The organism is Sphingomonas bacterium (genome assembly GCF_903642285.1).
GTDB lineage: Bacteria > Pseudomonadota > Alphaproteobacteria > Sphingomonadales > Sphingomonadaceae > Sphingomonas.
Window position 1 is genome coordinate 1 of sequence record NZ_CAHJWJ010000010.1, and the last position, 16,853, is coordinate 16,853.

Annotated in this window: 17 protein-coding genes and 1 tRNA gene; 7 read left to right on the forward strand and 11 right to left on the reverse strand. The window is 67.1% G+C overall.

What is annotated here, in order from left to right:
- Window positions 1–2: 2 nt before the first annotated feature.
- From HUU99_RS06790 to HUU99_RS06815, 6 genes are all read right to left on the reverse strand, one after another.
- Window positions 3–75 (reverse strand) — tRNA-Lys (locus tag HUU99_RS06790).
- A 110-nt stretch (window positions 76–185) separates the two neighbouring features.
- Window positions 186–1,298 carry a rod shape-determining protein RodA gene (rodA, locus tag HUU99_RS06795; RefSeq protein WP_174285822.1) on the reverse strand — a complete coding sequence of 371 codons (1,113 nt, stop codon included), beginning with the start codon at window positions 1,296–1,298 and terminating at the stop codon, window positions 186–188.
- Entirely contained in the window at window positions 1,295–3,376 is a 2,082-nt protein-coding gene (mrdA, locus tag HUU99_RS06800) for a penicillin-binding protein 2 (RefSeq protein ID WP_174285823.1), read from the reverse strand. The genes rodA and mrdA overlap by 4 nt, the downstream gene beginning before the upstream one ends.
- Window positions 3,373–3,885, reverse strand: a complete 513-nt coding sequence (locus HUU99_RS06805; RefSeq protein ID WP_174285824.1) for a rod shape-determining protein MreD — start codon at window positions 3,883–3,885, stop codon at window positions 3,373–3,375. The genes mrdA and HUU99_RS06805 overlap by 4 nt, the downstream gene beginning before the upstream one ends.
- Window positions 3,882–4,796, reverse strand: coding sequence for a rod shape-determining protein MreC (gene mreC, locus HUU99_RS06810; protein WP_174285825.1), 915 nt, complete (start codon window positions 4,794–4,796; stop codon window positions 3,882–3,884). The genes HUU99_RS06805 and mreC overlap by 4 nt, the downstream gene beginning before the upstream one ends.
- 25 nt (window positions 4,797–4,821) lie before the next feature.
- Window positions 4,822–5,865, reverse strand: coding sequence for a rod shape-determining protein (locus HUU99_RS06815; RefSeq protein WP_174285826.1), 1,044 nt, complete (start codon window positions 5,863–5,865; stop codon window positions 4,822–4,824).
- 175 nt (window positions 5,866–6,040) lie between these two features.
- On the opposite strand from HUU99_RS06815, the gene mutL reads away from it, so the two are divergent.
- Window positions 6,041–7,861 carry a DNA mismatch repair endonuclease MutL gene (gene mutL / locus HUU99_RS06820; protein ID WP_174285827.1) on the forward strand — a complete coding sequence of 607 codons (1,821 nt, stop codon included), beginning with the start codon at window positions 6,041–6,043 and terminating at the stop codon, window positions 7,859–7,861.
- A gap of 343 nt (window positions 7,862–8,204) precedes the next feature.
- Here the strand turns inward: mutL and HUU99_RS06825 are convergent, their stop codons facing one another.
- From HUU99_RS06825 to rpsF, 4 genes are all read right to left on the reverse strand, one after another.
- Window positions 8,205–8,693: a DUF4142 domain-containing protein gene (locus HUU99_RS06825; protein ID WP_254602995.1), complete on the reverse strand. Its 489-nt coding sequence runs from the start codon at window positions 8,691–8,693 to the stop codon at window positions 8,205–8,207.
- 198 nt (window positions 8,694–8,891) lie between these two features.
- The gene (rplI, locus tag HUU99_RS06830) at window positions 8,892–9,479 is read right to left on the reverse strand and encodes a 50S ribosomal protein L9 (RefSeq protein WP_174285828.1); all 588 of its coding nucleotides are present in this window, start codon (window positions 9,477–9,479) and stop codon (window positions 8,892–8,894) included.
- A gap of 12 nt (window positions 9,480–9,491) precedes the next feature.
- Window positions 9,492–9,716 carry a 30S ribosomal protein S18 gene (gene rpsR / locus HUU99_RS06835; RefSeq protein WP_174285829.1) on the reverse strand — a complete coding sequence of 75 codons (225 nt, stop codon included), beginning with the start codon at window positions 9,714–9,716 and terminating at the stop codon, window positions 9,492–9,494.
- Window positions 9,716–10,171: a 30S ribosomal protein S6 gene (gene rpsF, locus HUU99_RS06840; RefSeq protein WP_174285830.1), complete on the reverse strand. Its 456-nt coding sequence runs from the start codon at window positions 10,169–10,171 to the stop codon at window positions 9,716–9,718. The genes rpsR and rpsF overlap by 1 nt, the downstream gene beginning before the upstream one ends.
- A 222-nt stretch (window positions 10,172–10,393) precedes the next feature.
- Here rpsF and fabD point away from each other — a divergent pair, with 222 nt between their 5' ends.
- The 6 genes from fabD to mltG all read left to right on the forward strand — a co-directional run bounded on the left by fabD (window position 10,394) and on the right by mltG (window position 15,785).
- Window positions 10,394–11,353: an ACP S-malonyltransferase gene (gene fabD, locus HUU99_RS06845; RefSeq protein ID WP_174285831.1), complete on the forward strand. Its 960-nt coding sequence runs from the start codon at window positions 10,394–10,396 to the stop codon at window positions 11,351–11,353.
- Window positions 11,354–11,377: 24 nt separating this feature from the next.
- Window positions 11,378–12,337, forward strand: coding sequence for a hypothetical protein (locus HUU99_RS06850; protein ID WP_174285832.1), 960 nt, complete (start codon window positions 11,378–11,380; stop codon window positions 12,335–12,337).
- A 13-nt stretch (window positions 12,338–12,350) separates the two neighbouring features.
- On the forward strand, window positions 12,351–13,091 hold the full coding sequence (gene fabG, locus HUU99_RS06855) for a 3-oxoacyl-[acyl-carrier-protein] reductase (protein ID WP_174285833.1): 741 nt from the start codon (window positions 12,351–12,353) through the stop codon (window positions 13,089–13,091).
- Between the two features lie 96 nt (window positions 13,092–13,187).
- The gene (locus tag HUU99_RS06860; RefSeq protein WP_031393971.1) at window positions 13,188–13,424 is read left to right on the forward strand and encodes an acyl carrier protein; all 237 of its coding nucleotides are present in this window, start codon (window positions 13,188–13,190) and stop codon (window positions 13,422–13,424) included.
- A 114-nt stretch (window positions 13,425–13,538) separates the two neighbouring features.
- Window positions 13,539–14,795 carry a beta-ketoacyl-ACP synthase II gene (gene fabF, locus HUU99_RS06865; protein ID WP_174285834.1) on the forward strand — a complete coding sequence of 419 codons (1,257 nt, stop codon included), beginning with the start codon at window positions 13,539–13,541 and terminating at the stop codon, window positions 14,793–14,795.
- A 6-nt stretch (window positions 14,796–14,801) separates the two neighbouring features.
- A complete protein-coding gene (gene mltG, locus HUU99_RS06870) occupies window positions 14,802–15,785 on the forward strand; it encodes an endolytic transglycosylase MltG (protein WP_174285835.1) in 984 nt (327 codons plus the stop codon).
- A 72-nt stretch (window positions 15,786–15,857) separates the two neighbouring features.
- On the opposite strand, the gene HUU99_RS06875 is transcribed toward mltG, so the two are convergent.
- Window positions 15,858–16,826: a glucokinase gene (locus HUU99_RS06875; RefSeq protein WP_174285836.1), complete on the reverse strand. Its 969-nt coding sequence runs from the start codon at window positions 16,824–16,826 to the stop codon at window positions 15,858–15,860.
- Window positions 16,827–16,853: the final 27 nt, after the last annotated feature.

A 16,853-nucleotide genomic window follows, 5' to 3' on the forward strand; every position in this document is an offset into this window, starting at 1 on the left:
GGTGGACGCACTTGGGCTCGAACCAAGGACCCGCTGATTAAGAGTCAGCTGCTCTACCAACTGAGCTATGCGTCCATACCGGAAGGGCAACGGCGCTGCGGCGCTCGTCGTTTCGGGAAGCGCGCGGGTAGCATCGCGCGGATGGGATGCAAACCCTTTTTTGCCGAAAAGGCGCGCGGGGCCCTCTACCAGCGGACCTGCTCGCGGTTCTGGCGGTCGATCGACATCAGGATGGCGATACACAACAGGACGGTCATCTGCGCGGACCCCCCGTTACTGACGAGCGGCAGGGGGATGCCGACCACCGGTGCCAAGCCCATCACCATCGCCAGGTTTATCGCCACGTAGAAGAAGATCGTCGTCGCCAGCCCCGCCGCGGTCAGTCTGGCAAAGCGCGTCTGCGCGCGCATGCCGACGTTGGTCCCCCAGCGGATGACGAGGAAGAACGCGCCGATCAGCAGCACGCCGCCGACCAGCCCCCATTCCTCCGCCATCGTCGCGAACACGAAGTCGGTATGGCCTTCGGGCAGATATTGCAGGTGGCTCTGCGTGCCCTTCAGAAATCCCTTGCCGAGGATGCCGCCCGATCCGATCGCGATCTTCGACTGAGTGATGTGGTAACCGGTCTTCAGCGGGTCGCTTTCGGGATCGAGGAAGATCAGGATACGGTTGCGCTGATACTCGTGCAGCACGAACTTGATCGCCAGCGGCGCGGCGATCGCCACCGCGGTCACGCCGCCGACGAACAGCCGCAAGGGCACGCCCGCCAGGAACATCACCGTCGCGCCGCCCGCGCAGATCATGAGCGCGGTGCCGAGATCGGGTTGCAGCATGACCAGCGCCGCGGGCACGCCGATCAATGCGGCGGCGGGCCACACGCCCGCGACCCGCCGCGTCTCCCCGACCGGCAGGATGTCGTAGAAACGCGCGCAGGCCAGTACGATCGCCGGCTTCATCAGTTCGGAGGGTTGCAGATTGACGAAGCCGATATTGATCCAGCGCTGCGACCCGCCGCTGATCTTGCCGAGCAGCTCGACCGCGACCAGCGAGAGCACGAGCAATGCATAAGCGGGCAGCGCGCCGGTCTTCCACACGCTTTCGGACACCCGCGACAGGGCGACGGCGGCGGCGAGGAAGACGAAGAAGCGGATGCCCTGCGATAGCGCCCAGGGATGCAGGCTGCCCCCCGCGGCGGAATAGAGCACGACGAGCCCGAACCCGCCGATCGCGACGATCAGCAGGATCATGCGCCAGGGCAATTGCGCGAGCGGTTCCGGAACGATCCGGCTGCGGCTCATTGCGGTGCCTCGGGATTGGGATCCTCGGCCGGGGTCGTGATGTTCGCGCCGCCCGTCGCGAGCGCCTGCTGCTCGGCGCTGACCGCGGCGCTCTCGGCCTGGACGGGGGCGGAGTCGGTGGGGACGACCGCATCGGTCCGGGTCGCGATCGCCGCCGCGGAGGGGGTGTGAAGCGTGCGGTATTGCGCCGCGCTCGCTGCCATGCGCGTCTCGATATCGCCGCCCCAGGTCGGTTCGATCTCCGCAAGCGTCGCGATCGCGCGGTCGCGGTCGAGCAGGTACGTCATGATGTCACGGCCGATCCCCGGCGTATCCAGCGTGCGGACGGTATGGCCGTTATGTTCGAGCACCACCGCCGCGGCATAGCGCGGATTGTCCGCGGGCGCGAAGCAGACGATCAGCGCATGGTCGCGCAGCTTGAAGGGGAGGGCGGCGTTCTTTAGCACGCCGTGGCCGCGTTCCGCCATCGTGATCCGGCGAACCTGCGCGGTGCCCGTCTTCGCCGCGATCGCGACGCCGGGAATCTGCAGCCGTGCCGCGTTGCCGGTGCCGCCCTGGTTCACCACGCCGAACATCGCATCGCGGATCATCGCGAGATGCTCGGACTGATAGGGCAGGGCAGGCGCGTCGAAATTGACATCGGCGGTGAGGAGACTGGGCTGCAGGGCGCGACCGCTGGCGATCCTGGCCGCCATGACGGCCAGTTGCAGCGGATTGGTCAGGACATAGCCCTGGCCGATCGACGCGTTGAGCGAGTCCGCGACCGTCCAGTCGGCCTTGTACCGACGCTGTTTCCACGCGTTGTCGGGCACGGTACCGAAGCGCTGACCCGAGAGCGGCAGGTCGAATTTCTGGCCGAGCCCCAGCGACTTCGCGACCGGGGCGACGCGGTCGTAGCCAAGCCGCCGCACCATTTCGTAGAAATAGATGTCGCAGCTCTGCATGATCGCGTTTTTGAGGTCGAGCGCGCCGTGGCCGCTTTTCTTGTGACAGTGGAAGATCCCCGTGCCGACGCGAAGCGCGCCCGAACAGCTGATCCGCGTATGCTGATCGATGCCGTTGTGCAGCAGCGCGATCCCGTTCATCGGCTTCACGGTGGAGCCCGGCGGATACAGACCCTGCGTGACCTTGTTCATCAAGGGCACGTGATCGTCGTCCGCCAGCATCTGCCATTCGAGATGGCTGATCCCACGCGAGAAACTGTTCGGATCATAGGCGGGGACCGACACCATCGCCAGCATCTCGCCGGTGCGGCAGTCGAGCACGACCGCCGATCCCGAATTGGTGCCGAGCCGACGCGCGGCATAATCCTGCAACCCCGCATCGATCGTCAGCCGCTGGGTCGCGCCGGGCACGTCGACGCGGGTCGGCAGCTCGGCGACGGGGCGGCCGCGCGCGGTCACTTCCATGCGCTTGGCACCGGGCCGGCCGCGCAGAGGACCTTCGAGCGTCTTTTCCAGCCCGTCCTTGCCGATCTTGAAGCCGGGCACGACCATCAGCGGGTCGTGTGTCGCCTTATATTGCTCGGCATTGGGCACGCCGACATAGCCGGTCAGATGTGCGACCGCGGCACCGGAGGGATAATGCCGCGCGAAGCCACGGGTCGGGGCGACGCCGGGCAGTTCCGGCTGGCGCAGGCTGACCGCCGCGAAGCGTTCCCAGTCGATATTCTCCGCCACCTTCACCGGCTGGAACCCGGCGGCGTTGTCGAGGTCGATCCCGATCCTGACCAGATCCTCCGGCGTGAGCGCCAGCAATCGTCCGAGCAGCGGGAGAACGCGCTCGCGTTCCGTCAGCCGGTCGGGGATGATGTCGATGCGCAGGTCGGTGCGGTTGTTCGCGATCGGCTGGCCATGGCGGTCGACGATCCAGCCGCGGCGCGGCGGCATCAGCGTCGTGCTGACGCGGTTGCTCTCCGCCATCAGATTGTATTTGGCGTTCTGCGCGATCGCCAGCCAGGCCATTCGCCCGGCGAGCAACAGGCCGACCGTACCCTGCGCGGTGCCGAGCAGCCAGGCACGACGCGAAAAGCTGTATGCCTGCGACGCCTCGGTCACCACGCGCGGGGGTTGCTTCATGCCTGTACCCGTTTCGCCTCGATCGCGGCGACGATACGCGTGGCGAGCGGGAAGAGAAGGATCGAGATCGCGATCTGGCCGATCACCGCCTGGTCGACCCGCGCCGCGACCGGCACCGCGATCAGCCGGCCCGCGCACAGGCCGAACGCGATCGCACCGGCGGCGATCATCCAGTCCTGCCAGAAATCGCGGAATACCAGCCGCACCTCGATCAGTTCGATGACGACGAAGCACAGCGACCATAGCAGCACCGACGATCCCAGCGGCTGGCCGCTGACGAGGTCGTCGAACAGCCCCAATGGTGCCGCCGCCCATGGGCGCAGCGCGAAGCGCGCGAGCAACCGCCATGCGATCAGCATCAGCAGACCGAAGGGGGGCAGCAACGGGATGCCGGCGACCACGGGTACGATCGTGACGAGCGACCCCGCCATCACGGTGGCCCAGGGCAGCGCGCGGGCGCGGGCGGGCGGCAGCGTGGGCGCGAACGGCGTATAGTCGATGCCACTCACTTCGCCTTCGCCCTGGATTTGGGTGCCGGCGTCGGGACCGGGCCGGGAAGCGCGGCTACCGCGGCAGGGATCGGCAGGAACGGGCGCTCGACGATCGCGAAATCGATCGTGTCGGGGCGTGCGAAGGTCTGCGCCGCCACCGTGTCGCGACCGAGCTTCGGGATCCGCGCGACGGGAATGCCGGGCGCATAGATGCCGCCGATCCCCGACGAGACGAAGATGTCACCCGCCTGGAAGCGCACGTCCGCGGTCTCGACCGATCGGATGTCGACCAGCCCGTCGCCGCGCCCCTGCGCGATCGCCGGCAGGCCGTCGCGCAACCGGCGAACCGGCACGACGCTATCGGGATCGGTCAGCAACAGGATGCGCGCGACCGCGGGCCCGGTCTCGAGCACGCGCCCGATCAGCCCATCGGGGCCGCGCACCGGCATGCCCGGCTGCACGCCCTGCCAGCGCCCGGCGTCCAGCATCGCGAAGCGGCGCGTGCTGGACGGGGTCGAGGCGACGAGGCGCGCGGTGACGACCGTATCGCTGGTCGCGTCGCGTATCGCGAGCAGACGCCGCAGCCGTGCGTTGTCGTGCAATATCGCGCGCGCGCGAAGCACGACCGCGCGTTCGTTGGCCAGCCGCCCGCGCAATATGCCGTTCTCCGTCTTCACCCGGAAATGGTCGCCGATCATGTCGGGCACGGATAGGACCGCATCGACCACCACGGAGCCGGCGGCCGACACCGGTACGGTGACGCTCGCCACCGTCATGCGAAGTGCGGCGAAGGCGGGTGGATCGAAGGTGGATACCGCGAGCAGCACGCCACCGATGGCCGCGCCCGCCACGAGCAGCACATAGCCGAAGAAGACCCCATATTGTCGTCGCCGCGAAAATCCCGTGCGGCGGTCGCGGGCTGACGCCATGCGCCGGTCCCCCCGTTATTGACTGTCAGCCGCTCATCAGCACGCCGCGGAACATCGGGTCCTCGAGCGCCCGCCCGGTGCCGAGCGCGACGCAGGTCAGCGGATCCTCCGCGACCGTCACCGGCAACCCGGTCTCGTCGCGCAACACCTCGTCCAGCGCCTCCAGCAGCGCGCCGCCGCCGGTCAGGACGATGCCCTGATCGACGATGTCGGCGGCGAGTTCGGGTGCCGTGTTCTCCAGCGCGACGCGGACGCCCTCGACGATGGTCGCGACCGGTTCGGACAATGCCTCGGCGATCTGGCCCTGGTTGATCTGGATTTCCTTGGGCACGCCGTTCACGAGGTCGCGGCCCTTGATGTGGATGGTCACGCCGATGCCGTCGGCGGGCGGACGGGCGATGCCGACCTCCTGCTTGATCCGCTCCGCCGTCGCCTCGCCGATCAGCAGATTGTGGTTGCGGCGAACGTAGCTGACGATCGCCTCGTCCATCTTGTCGCCGCCGACGCGGACCGACGTCGTGTAGGCCAGGCCGCGCAGGCTCAGCACCGCGACTTCGGTCGTGCCGCCGCCGATATCGACGACCATGCTGCCGATCGGTTCGGTCACCGGCATGTCCGCACCGATCGCCGCCGCCATCGGCTCCTCGATCAGCCAGACCGTCGACGCACCCGCGTTCGACGCGGCATCGCGGATCGCACGGCGTTCGACCTTGGTGGAGCCCGACGGCACGCAGATCACGATCTCCGGCCAGCGTGCGAAGCGGCGCGGGCCGTGCACCTTCTGGATGAAATATTTAATCATCTGCTCGGCGACGTCGATATCCGCGATGACGCCGTCGCGTAACGGGCGGATCGCCTCGATATTGCCGGGCGTCTTGCCCATCATCAGCTTGGCGTCGTCACCGACCGCCTTCACCCGCTTCACGCCGTTGATCGTCTCGACCGCGACCACCGATGGCTCGTTCAGCACGATGCCGCGACCGCGGACATAGACGACGGTGTTCGCGGTGCCGAGATCGATCGCCATATCGTGCGACATGAACTTGAAGAAGCGGGAGAAGAAGGACATCAGAGCTGGGTTCCGTCACCTGTGCTGCCGGACGCGCGAACGAAGCCGGCGTGGCCGCATCGCACGTCATCCCGCGACTATAAGGTCTGGCGGCACCGGACGATAGCAATGACGCCACCGATCGGTTCGCGTTTGCGGGTCGCGGGATGCCGTCGCTTGGTCTAGGGATTGGCCCATGTCAATACGGCGCCTGCCCGAGCATCTGGTCAATCGCATCGCCGCCGGTGAAGTGATCGAAAGACCCGCCAGCGCGTTGAAGGAACTGATCGAGAACGCGGTCGATTCCGGTGCGTCGCGGATCGCGGTTTTGTTGGCCGCCGGGGGGCTGGACCGGATCGAGGTATCGGACGACGGTTGCGGCATGACCGCCGCCGAGATCGCGCTGGCGCTCGAACGCCATGCCACGTCGAAGCTGCCCGGCGAGGATATCCAGGCCGTCGCGACGCTCGGTTTTCGCGGCGAGGCGCTTCCCTCGATCGCTAGCGTCGCGCGGCTGACGATCGAAAGCCGACCGGCGGGCGGCGAAGGCTGGGGCCGGATCGTCGACAATGGCGCGGTAGTCCGCGACGCGCCAGCCGCCGTGCCGCCCGGCACGCGCGTCGTCGTCGAGGACCTGTTCGCGCGGGTGCCCGCGCGCCGCAAGTTCCTTCGCTCGGCGCGCGCGGAGTTCGCGGCGTCGCTGGACGTCGTCAAGCGGCTGGCGATGGCGCGGCCGGACATCGCGTTCACGCTCGAACATGACGGACGCCGCGTTCTGTCGACCGTCGCCGGCGATGACCGCCCGGCCCGTGTCGCCGCGCTGACCGATCGCGCGCTGGCCGCCAATTCGGTCGCGGTCGATCTCGAACGCGAAGGCCTGGTGCTGGGCGGCGTAGCGGGATTGCCGACGTTCAACCGCGGGGTCGCGGATCACCAATATCTGTTCGTCAACGGTCGCCCCGTGAAGGACCGCCTGCTGATCGGCGCGATCCGTGGTGCCTATGCCGAAATGCTGCCGCGCGACCGTCATGCCGTCGTCGCGCTGTTCCTGGACGTGCCGCCGGGCGAGGTCGACGTGAACGTCCACCCCGCCAAGACCGAAGTCCGCTTCCGCGACCCGCAGATGGTCCGCGGGCTGATCGTGTCGGGCCTGCGTCGTTCGCTGGATGGGGCCGGGCACCGCTCGCAGCAGCCGACCGAGGCGGCGCTGGGGATGTGGCGGCAGGAACCTTCAAGCGAGATGCGCCATCCCGCCGAAAGCGGGGTTCCGACGCCGCAGGGGGGAATGCCGCTGCACGACACCCGAGCCTTCGCAGAGGTCGTGGAAAGGGGCGGGGAGGGGCTACGATACATCCGGGACCGTCGCCCGACCTTCTTTGCCGCGCCCCCCGCCGCCCGCGCCGAACCCGCCTGGTCCCCGCCGCCGGAAGCGGTCGACCATCCGCTCGGCGTCGCGCGCGGGCAGGTGGCCAAGACCTATATCGTCGCCGAAGCTGCCGACGGCCTCGTACTTGTCGATCAGCACGCAGCGCACGAGCGCCTGGTGCTGGAACGCATGCGCGCCGCGCTGGTCGGCGGGCGGATCGCCGCGCAGGCGTTGCTGTTGCCCGAGGTCGTCGAACTGGACGAGCCCGCCTGCGATCGGCTGGAGGCGCGGGCCGGCGAATTGGCCGATTTCGGGCTCGATCTCGAACGCTTCGGTCCCCGCGCGATGCTGGTGCGTGCGACGCCGGCGTTGCTCGGGCAGGCGGACCCGACGGGCCTGGTCACCGATCTGGCGGACGAGATCGCCGTCTTCGACGAAGCATTGTCGCTTCGCGAACGCCTGGATTCGGTGGCTGGTACGATGGCATGCCACGGCTCCGTCCGCGCTGGCCGCATCCTGTCGGTCGCGGAAATGAACGCCTTGCTCCGCGAAATGGAGGTCACGCCGCATTCGGGTCAATGCAATCACGGTCGCCCGACCTGGGTGAAGCTGGCGCATGGCGATATCGAGCGGCTGTTCGGGCGGCGGTAGCAGGTCGGCTCACTGTACCGTAACGGGACGGCGCGCCGCCGAACGAGCGAGGCCGGCGTTCATCTTCGCGCAACCTTTGGTCGCGCCGTGCGATGTACCTGCTGCAACCAGCAGCGAGTTCCCGATGAAGCACGTCCTGCCGATCGTTTTCGCCGTCATTCCGCTCGCCGCCATGATCGGTGCGTGTGTCAGTAGCAACTGATCGGCGGACAAAGCGGGCGTATATGGGGCAACCCGAGGCCCCAATAAAAAAAGGCCGGGCAGTTTTAGCTGCCCGGCCCTTTCTCATGATCGATCGATAACCGAACGGCGAAGACGCGAACCGCCTCCGCCGCCCGTTTCGTCACATCGAATCGAGTTCCTGAATGTGCTGCTGCACGACCGGGACGATCTTCGCCGCGGCGGTCTTGAGCGGCGCGACCGTTCCGTTCATCGCATAGCCCTGCTGCACCATCAGCGCCTGCTGATGCGCGGCCTTCTGCTGCGTGATGTACAGTGCGTCGCGTTTCATCGGTCCCGCCGCCTTCAGCGCGGCGATATTGTGCGACTGCTTGGCGTCGAGCATCGGCGGCTTGGGGGTCATGCCCGCCTGCATCGCTGCAGCCTTCACCTCGGCGGTGCTGGTCGTGTGATCGCTGATCATGATCTGCGCGAACGACTTCAGCTTCGGATTTTTCGTCGAACCAAGTACGACTTCGCTCGACTTGCGCTCGTAGAGATCGCCCGCGCCAGCCTTCATGACATAGGTCGAGGCGGGCATCGGGGCCGCCATCTGCGCGCTCGCCACCACGGGCAGCGCCGCCAGAACCATTGCACCTAGGATTTTACTCATCATCGTCTCCTTTTGACCGACGCGCCATATTGGACGGTCGGCGTAACGACTGATCGCTTTCCCGGGCCGACTGGTTCCACATGAGGATCAGAATTACGGTGAACTTGATCCAGGGCAATTCGTTCGCGACCGCGCCCGGAATCAAAAGGGCCGCCCGGATATCTCGGACGGCCCCTCGTTACCGATGGTGCGCGGAGCTTAGTCTTCCGCCGTATTCCCGGACGTTTCGGCCGTGGCACCAGGTTCGGCGTTCGGATCGTAACTCTCGACGAAGCCGGCTTCGTCCTTCTCGAACATCGCTTCCATGACATCGACACCCGACGCCTGCATCTCGGCCTCTTCGGGCGAGCGTGCGACGTTGACCTTGACCGTCACCGACACTTCGGGGTGCAACGCCACCTTCACCTCGTACAGGCCGATCGCCTTGATCGGCTTGTCCAGCACGACCTGGCTCTTGCCGACCTTGTGGCCGTCGGCGACCAGCGCCTCGATGAGATCGCGCACCGCGACCGAGCCGTACAGCTGGCCGGTGTTCGATGCCTGACGGATCAGCGTGACGGTCGCGTCCTTGAACGACGCCGCGTCCTTCTCGGCCTCGCCGCGACGGTTGGCGTTGTCGCTCTCGATGCGGGCGCGGTTGTTCTCGAACACCTTGCGGTTGGCCTCGTTGGCGCGCATCGCCTTCTTGTTGGGCAGCAGGAAGTTGCGGGCGAACCCGTCCTTCACCTTCACCACGTCGCCGATGGCACCGAGCTTCTCGACGCGCTCGAGCAAAATGACGTCCATGTCTCGGACTCCTTACTTAACGACGTAGGGCAGCAGGCCCAGATGACGCGCGCGCTTGATCGCCTGACCCAGCTCGCGCTGTTTCTTCGCGCTCACCGACGTGATCCGCGACGGCACGATCTTGCCACGTTCGGACACGAACCCCTGAAGCAACCGGACGTCCTTGTAATCGATCCGGGGCGCATCCTTGGCGGAGAAGGGGCAGCTCTTGCGGCGGCGGAAAAACGGACGTCCCATTATGCCATCTCCTCTTCGCGGTCACGACGCGGACGATCGCCGCGATCCGAGCGGCCGTCCCGGTCGCCGCGCGGGCCGCGGTCGCCGCCTTCGCGTCCACCTTCACGGTCGCCGCGACGCTCGCGGTCGCGTTCCTGCTTGCGCATCATGACAGTCGGGCCGGCTTCCAGCGCGTCGACCTTGACGGTCATGTAGCGGATCACGTCCTCGTTGATCTGCGTCTGGCGCTCCAGTTCGGCCACGACGTCGCCGGGAGCGTCGATTTCCAGCATGACGTAATGCGCCTTGCGGTTCTTGGCGATCTTGTACGCCAGGCTGCGCAGGCCCCAGCTCTCGCTCTTGACGACCTTGCCGCGATTGTCGGTGATGATCTTCGTCGCGGCTTCCGCCAGCGCGTCCACTTGCGCTTGTGCCAGATCCTGGCGCGCAAGGAAGATATGCTCGTAAAGAGCCATGCCTTGTCCTTCTTCCTGCCGATCGCTGACGGACGCACCCTGCGCACCGCCCCTCCGGCTTTCTTCAACGACAACGGGACGGAAAAGGCTAACCCTCCCGTCCCGGCTGTGACGTTCCTCTACGCTATCCCTGCACAAAGGCAAGGTGGTTGATGGGTCCGCTCATATTGCCATTCGCGGACCGGACACCTAGTCCCACGGGCCAAAGCGATGGAGAGGCAAATGCGCGCGTTCATCTTTCCGGGTCAGGGCAGCCAGGCGGTCGGCATGGGCAAGGCACTGGCCGATGCGAGCCCGGTCGCCCGGGCGGTGTTCGAGGAGGTCGACGATTCGCTCGGCCGGAAGCTGTTTGCGCTGATGAGCGAAGGGCCGGCGGACGATCTGCTGCTGACCGAGAACGCGCAGCCTGCCATCATGACCAACGCCATCGCGACCCTGCGCGTGATGGAGCAGGAGGGCGGGATCCGGCTTGCGGACAAGGCGGACTTCGTCGCGGGACATAGTCTCGGCGAATATACCGCCTTGTGCGCCGCTGGTGCGCTGGGTCTCGCGACGACCGCGCGACTGCTGCGGTTGCGTGGTCGCGCGATGCAGGCGGCAGTGCCGGTAGGGAAAGGCGCGATGGCGGCGCTGCTGGGAGCCGATCTGGCGAAAGCGCAGGCGATCGCAGCGGCGGCGGTGGCGGCGGTTCTGGAGGACACCGGCGAGACGCTGGTCTGCACCGTCGCGAACGACAATGATCCGAGCCAGGTTGTCCTTTCCGGCCATCGCCCCGCGATCGAACGCGCGATCGCGCTGGCGAAGGACATGGACGCGAAGCGGGCGGTCCTGCTGCCGGTATCCGCGCCGTTCCACTGCCCGCTGATGCAACCCGCCGCCGACGCGATGGAGGCAGCCCTTGCGGAGGCGGACCTGCGCGCGCCATTGATCCCGGTGTATTGCAACGTGGACGCGGTGGCGATCGCCGATCCCGACCAAGTGCGTGCCGCGCTGGTGCGGCAGGTGACCGGCATGGTCCGCTGGCGCGAATCGGTGCTCGCGATGGCGGGGGCGGGGACCGACCGGTTCGTCGAGTTTGGCGGCAAGGTGCTGGCGCCGATGGTGAAACGCATTTCGCCCGACGTCGCCGCGACGAGCGTGGTTACGATGGACGACATCGGGGAAATGCTGAAGACGTTGTGATCTCCAGCTGAAGGATATGCGACGATGCGGAAAACGATCCTGTCCGCCCTGGCACTGGCCCTGCTGCCGGCAACCGCGGTCGCCGCGGACCGGGTCGAGCTGCCGGTCCGCGCGGTGACGCTGTCCGACGGCACGCATCGCTTCGGCGTCACGCTGACGATCGACGGTCGGCCGATCGAGGCGGGGCTCGACACCGGATCGACCGGACTGCGCGTCATGGCGCGCGGCTTGCCCGGCTCAGCGGCGAAGGGATCGCCGACGCGCTATTTCTATGCGGTGGGCACGCAGTTCGAGGGCGAGGCGATCGCGCTGCCGGTCGCATTCGGGTCCGTCTCGGGGTCGGTCAAGCTCCAGCGGATCGACCGGCTGTCGTGCACCGCTGCCAAGCCCGATTGCCCCGTTCGCCGCAACGACGACCCCGCGACTTTCGGCATCCAGGGCAATGGACTGCCCAACGAGGGTTTCGTCGCGATACTGGGCGTCAATTTCCGCCGCGATGTCGTACCCAATCCGTTCGAGGCGCTCGGGGTACGGCAATGGATCGTCGAGCTTCCGCGGCCCGGCGACTCGGCACCGGGGCGGGTCATCCTCAACCCCACACCCGTCGATCTCGAAGGCTATCGACGCTACCGCCTGCTCGACGACGACAACAGCGTGGCCGGCTGCTTGTCCGGCGCGGCTCCGCTCGGGCGTATCTGCGGGCCGGCGACGATCGACAGCGGTGCGCCGGGCGTGCGCGTGGTCGCGGCGAGCCCGCATCGCCCCGTCCCGCCGGGTATGCCGGCCACGCTGACATTGGGTGACGGTCACGATCAGGCCAGCATGGATATCAAGACCGATCGCCGCGAACAGGCCAGCCATCTGACCTTCGAACAGCGACCCGATATCCAGGCGACACGGCTGTTCTTCGGCATCGCGCCCTATTTCCACTGGTCGGTGTTCTACGACGCCGATGCGCACATGATCGGCCTGAGGCCGCGTTGACGGAGAATGACGAATGTTCGACCTCACAGGCATGACCGCGCTCGTCACCGGCGCGTCCGGGGGCATCGGTTCGGCGATCGCGCAGGCGCTTGCCGGACAGGGCGCGCGCCTTGCGGTATCGGGCTCGAATGCGGACAAGCTCACCCGGTTTCGCGGTGACCTCGGCGGCGATCATGTCGCGGTGCCGTGCGATCTGTCGGACGCGGCCGCGGTGGATCGCCTCGTTCCCGCTGCGGTTGCGGCGTTGGGCGGCCGGCTGGACATCCTGGTCAACAATGCCGGCGTCACGCGCGACAATCTCGCGATGCGGATGAAGGACGACGAATGGAGCGACGTCATCCGCGTCAATCTGGAGGCTGCGTTCCGGCTGTGCCGAGCCGCCGCGCGGCCGATGATGAAGGCGCGATTCGGGCGGATCGTATCGATCACGTCGGTCGTCGGCCAGACCGGCAATCCCGGACAGGTCAATTACGCCGCGTCCAAGGCCGGCCTGGTCGGGATGTCGAAGGCGCTGGCGCAGGAACTTGCCAGCCGCGGCATCACCGTCAATTGCGTGGCACCCGGGTTCATCCGCTCGGCAATGACCGAGGCGCTGCCCGACGCGCAGAAGACCACGTTGCTCGGCCGTATCCCGGCGGGCGATTTGGGCGAGGGCGCGGACGTCGGTGCCGCGGTCGTCTATCTCGTCAGCCGGGAGGCGGGGTATGTCACCGGTCAGACGCTGCACGTCAATGGCGGAATGGCGATGGTCTAGCGGGATCGTCCGCGGCATCGCGCGCTTGCCACGCAACGGGCTGCGTTCTAGGTGCGTTCAGGAATCAGAAAACCCGTCAAGCGAAGAGGGAATGCCATGAGCGAGACCGCCGACCGCGTGAAGAAGATCGTCGTCGAGCACCTCGGCGTCGAAGCCGACAAGGTGACAGAGGATGCGAGCTTCATCGATGATCTCGGTGCCGACAGCCTCGACATCGTCGAGCTGGTGATGGCGTTCGAAGAAGAATTCGGCGTCGAAATCCCCGACGACGCCGCGGAGAAGATCGCGACGGTCAAGGATGCGATCACCTATATCGACGAGCACAAGGCTTGACGATCTGGGCGTAAGCCTCTGCCCGCGCCTTAGGGCCGGATTTGAACGGCTCCCCGTCCTTGGGCTAAGAGGGCGGGGAGCCGTTTCGGTATCGGGAAGCAGTTGGAGAATGGTATGCGGCGCGTCGTCGTAACCGGAATGGGCATGGTCACGCCGCTCGGCGCGGATGTCGAGACCGTCTGGTCGAACATCATCGCCTCGAAATCGGGCGCGGGCCCGATCACGCGTTTCGATGCGTCGGATCAGAAATGCCAGATCGCCTGCGAGGTGAAGCCTGTGGGCCATGCCTATGGCTTCGATCCCGACCGGCGCGTCGATCACAAGGTGCAGCGCCAGGTCGATCCCTTCATCATCTTCGGCATCGACGCCGCCGGTCAGGCGCTGGAGGACGCGGGCCTGACAGGTATGACCGAGGCGGAGCGATTCCGCGCGGGCTGTTCGATCGGTTCGGGTATCGGCGGGCTGCCGGGGATCGAAAGCGAATCGCTGGTCCTCGCCGAAAAAGGTCCGCGCCGCGTCTCGCCGCATTTCGTGCACGGGCGGCTCATCAACCTGATTTCCGGACAGGTCTCGATCAGATACGGGCTGATGGGGCCGAACCACGCGGTCGTCACCGCCTGCTCCACCGGCGCGCATTCGATCGGTGACGCGGCGCGGATGATCGCGATGGACGACGCCGACGTGATGCTGGCCGGCGGTTCGGAAAGCACGATCTGCCCGATCGGCATCGCCGGCTTCGCCGCGGCGCGCGCGCTCAACACCAGCTTCAACGACCGCCCCGAACAGGCCAGCCGCCCCTACGACCGCGACCGCGACGGATTCGTCATGGGCGAGGGTGCGGGTGTCCTGGTCCTTGAGGAATATGAACGGGCCAGGGCGCGCGGCGCGAAGATCTATTGCGAAGTCGTCGGCTACGGGCTGTCCGGCGATGCCTATCACGTCACGGCACCGGAGCCCACGGGATCGGGCGCGTACCGGTCGATGGAGATGGCGCTGAAGAAATCGGGGCTCGCGCTGTCCGACATCGATTATATCAACGCGCACGGTACCTCGACCATGGCCGACATGATCGAGCTGGGTGCGGCAAAGCGGCTGTTCGGTGCCGATATCGGCCGGTTGTCGATGAGTTCGACCAAGTCGGCGACCGGGCATCTGCTCGGCGGCGCGGGCGCGGTGGAGAGCATCTTCTGCATCCTCGCGATGCGCGACGGGATCGTGCCCCCGACGCTCAACCTGGACAATCCGTCGGAAGGTGCCGAGGGCGTCGATCTGGTGCCGCACGTCGCCAGGAAGCGGTCGGTCAAGGCGGTGCTGAACAACTCGTTCGGGTTCGGTGGCACGAACGCGTCATTGGTGATGCGAGCGATCTGACCGGTCATGGCGAATAGCGGTGCGAGGAAATTCGGGTGTTTCGGCCTCATCGCCGGGCTGGCGCTGATCGTGGCCGCATTCCTCGCGGTCCACGGCTGGGGAGGTGCCGGCCCAGCGAAGCACACCGTCACCGTCGATATTCCGCAGGGCGCAACGCTCGCCTCCGCCGCGCGCGATCTGGAACGGGCCGGCGCGGTCCGGTCCGCTTTCCGCTTCCGCCTGCTGGCGCGCTTCTTCGGATCGCATGATACGATCCGCGCGGGCGAATACCGGATCCCGCCGCGGCTTAGCGCCGCCGACACGCTGAAACTGCTTCAGGGCGGCAAGACGATCCAGCGGCTGGTGGTGGTGCCGGAGGGCTACCCCTCCGTCATGGTTCGCGACGCGCTGATAAAGGCCGACGGTCTCGTCGGTCCGGTCGCGGTGCCGGCGGAGGGGTCGATCCTGCCCGACAGCTATGCGTTCGAGCGCGGCGATACCCGCGTATCGGTCGTGAAGCGGATGCAGCAGGCGATGGATGCATATCTCGCCGTCGCCTGGGCGAAGCGCAAACCCGGTATCGCAGTCTCGACACCCGAACAGGCGATCGTCCTGGCGTCGATCGTCGAGAAGGAGACGGGCAAACCGTCCGAACGCCGGCAGGTCGCCGCGGTCTATGGCAACCGCCTGCGGCTCGGCATGCCGCTCCAGGCGGACCCGACGACGATCTACCCGATCACCCGGGGTCGCCCGCTCGGGCGGCGCATCCTGCGGTCCGAACTGCAGGCGAAGAACGGATACAATACCTATGCCGAGATCGGCCTACCGAGGGGGCCGATCGCCAATCCCGGCCGGGCGTCGATCGATGCGGTGCTCGATCCGGGGACGTCGAAGGCGCTATATTTCGTGGCGGACGGGACGGGGGGCCACGTCTTCGCGGATACGCTCGCCGAGCATAATGCGAACGTGAAGAAATGGTACGCGATCCGGCATGCCCGGGGTGAGATGTAATTCACCGTCCTTTTAGGGGGATCGCGTCACGTCCGCGTTCCCGCCGGCGACCGCCCGATGTCCGCGATGTCGTTACAGCGTGTGTTCCTGTGCGAAGGCGGCCGCCGCACCGAACAGGCCGGGTTGGGGATAGGTGACGAGCTTCACCGGCATCGCCGCCATCATTTGCCGGAACCGCCCCTTGGCCGCGAAGCGTTCGCCGAAGCCCGATCGGATCAGCCGGTCGCGGATCCGGTAACCCAGGCCGCCGGCGATCACGACTCCGCGCGCGCCGTGCGCCAGCGCATAATCGCCTGCGACCGCACCGAGCGAGAGGCAAAACCGGTCCAGCGCGGCGAGGGCGATCGGGTCGCCGCCCTCGATCGCCGCGGTCCAGATCGTCGTGTCGTCGTGGCTGGGTACGGCGCGGCCTTCGATCGCCGCCAGCGTTTCGTAGATCGCGACGATTCCCGGACCCGCGACCACCCGCTCGCACGAAACGCGCGTGAACTGCTCGCGCAAGCGCAGGAGCAGCGCATCCTCGATCCCGTCGAGCGCGGCGAAGTCCATATGGCCGCCCTCGGTCTCGATGACGTGATAGCCACCCTTGCGCCGGACGACCTGCGCGACGCCAAGCCCGGTGCCGGGGCCGCAGACCGTCGTCACGCCATCGTCGGGGAACGGAACGTCGGGGCCGGCGAGATGGACGAAGTCGCTCGCTGGTAGCTGCGCGACCGCATGGCCGACCGCGCCGAAATCGTTGATGACGATATGGATATCCGCGCCAAGCCGCTCCCCGATCAGCGACTGGCGGATCGTCCAGGGATTGTTGGTCAGGCGGATGACGTCGCCGGTGATCGGCGACGCGACCGCGATGGCCGCGGCGGTCGGCAGCGGCCGGCCGATCCGCGCGCCGAACGCCTGCCATGCGGTCTGGAGACTGGCGTGATCCGCAGTCTTCAGCGTTACGGGCTCGCCGAGCGATACGACGCGGCCGGCCTCGACCTCGGCGATCGCGAAGCGGGCATGCGTGCCGCCGATATCCGCAGCGACGATTTGCATGGGCGGTTCCTTTACACGTGCGCTCGC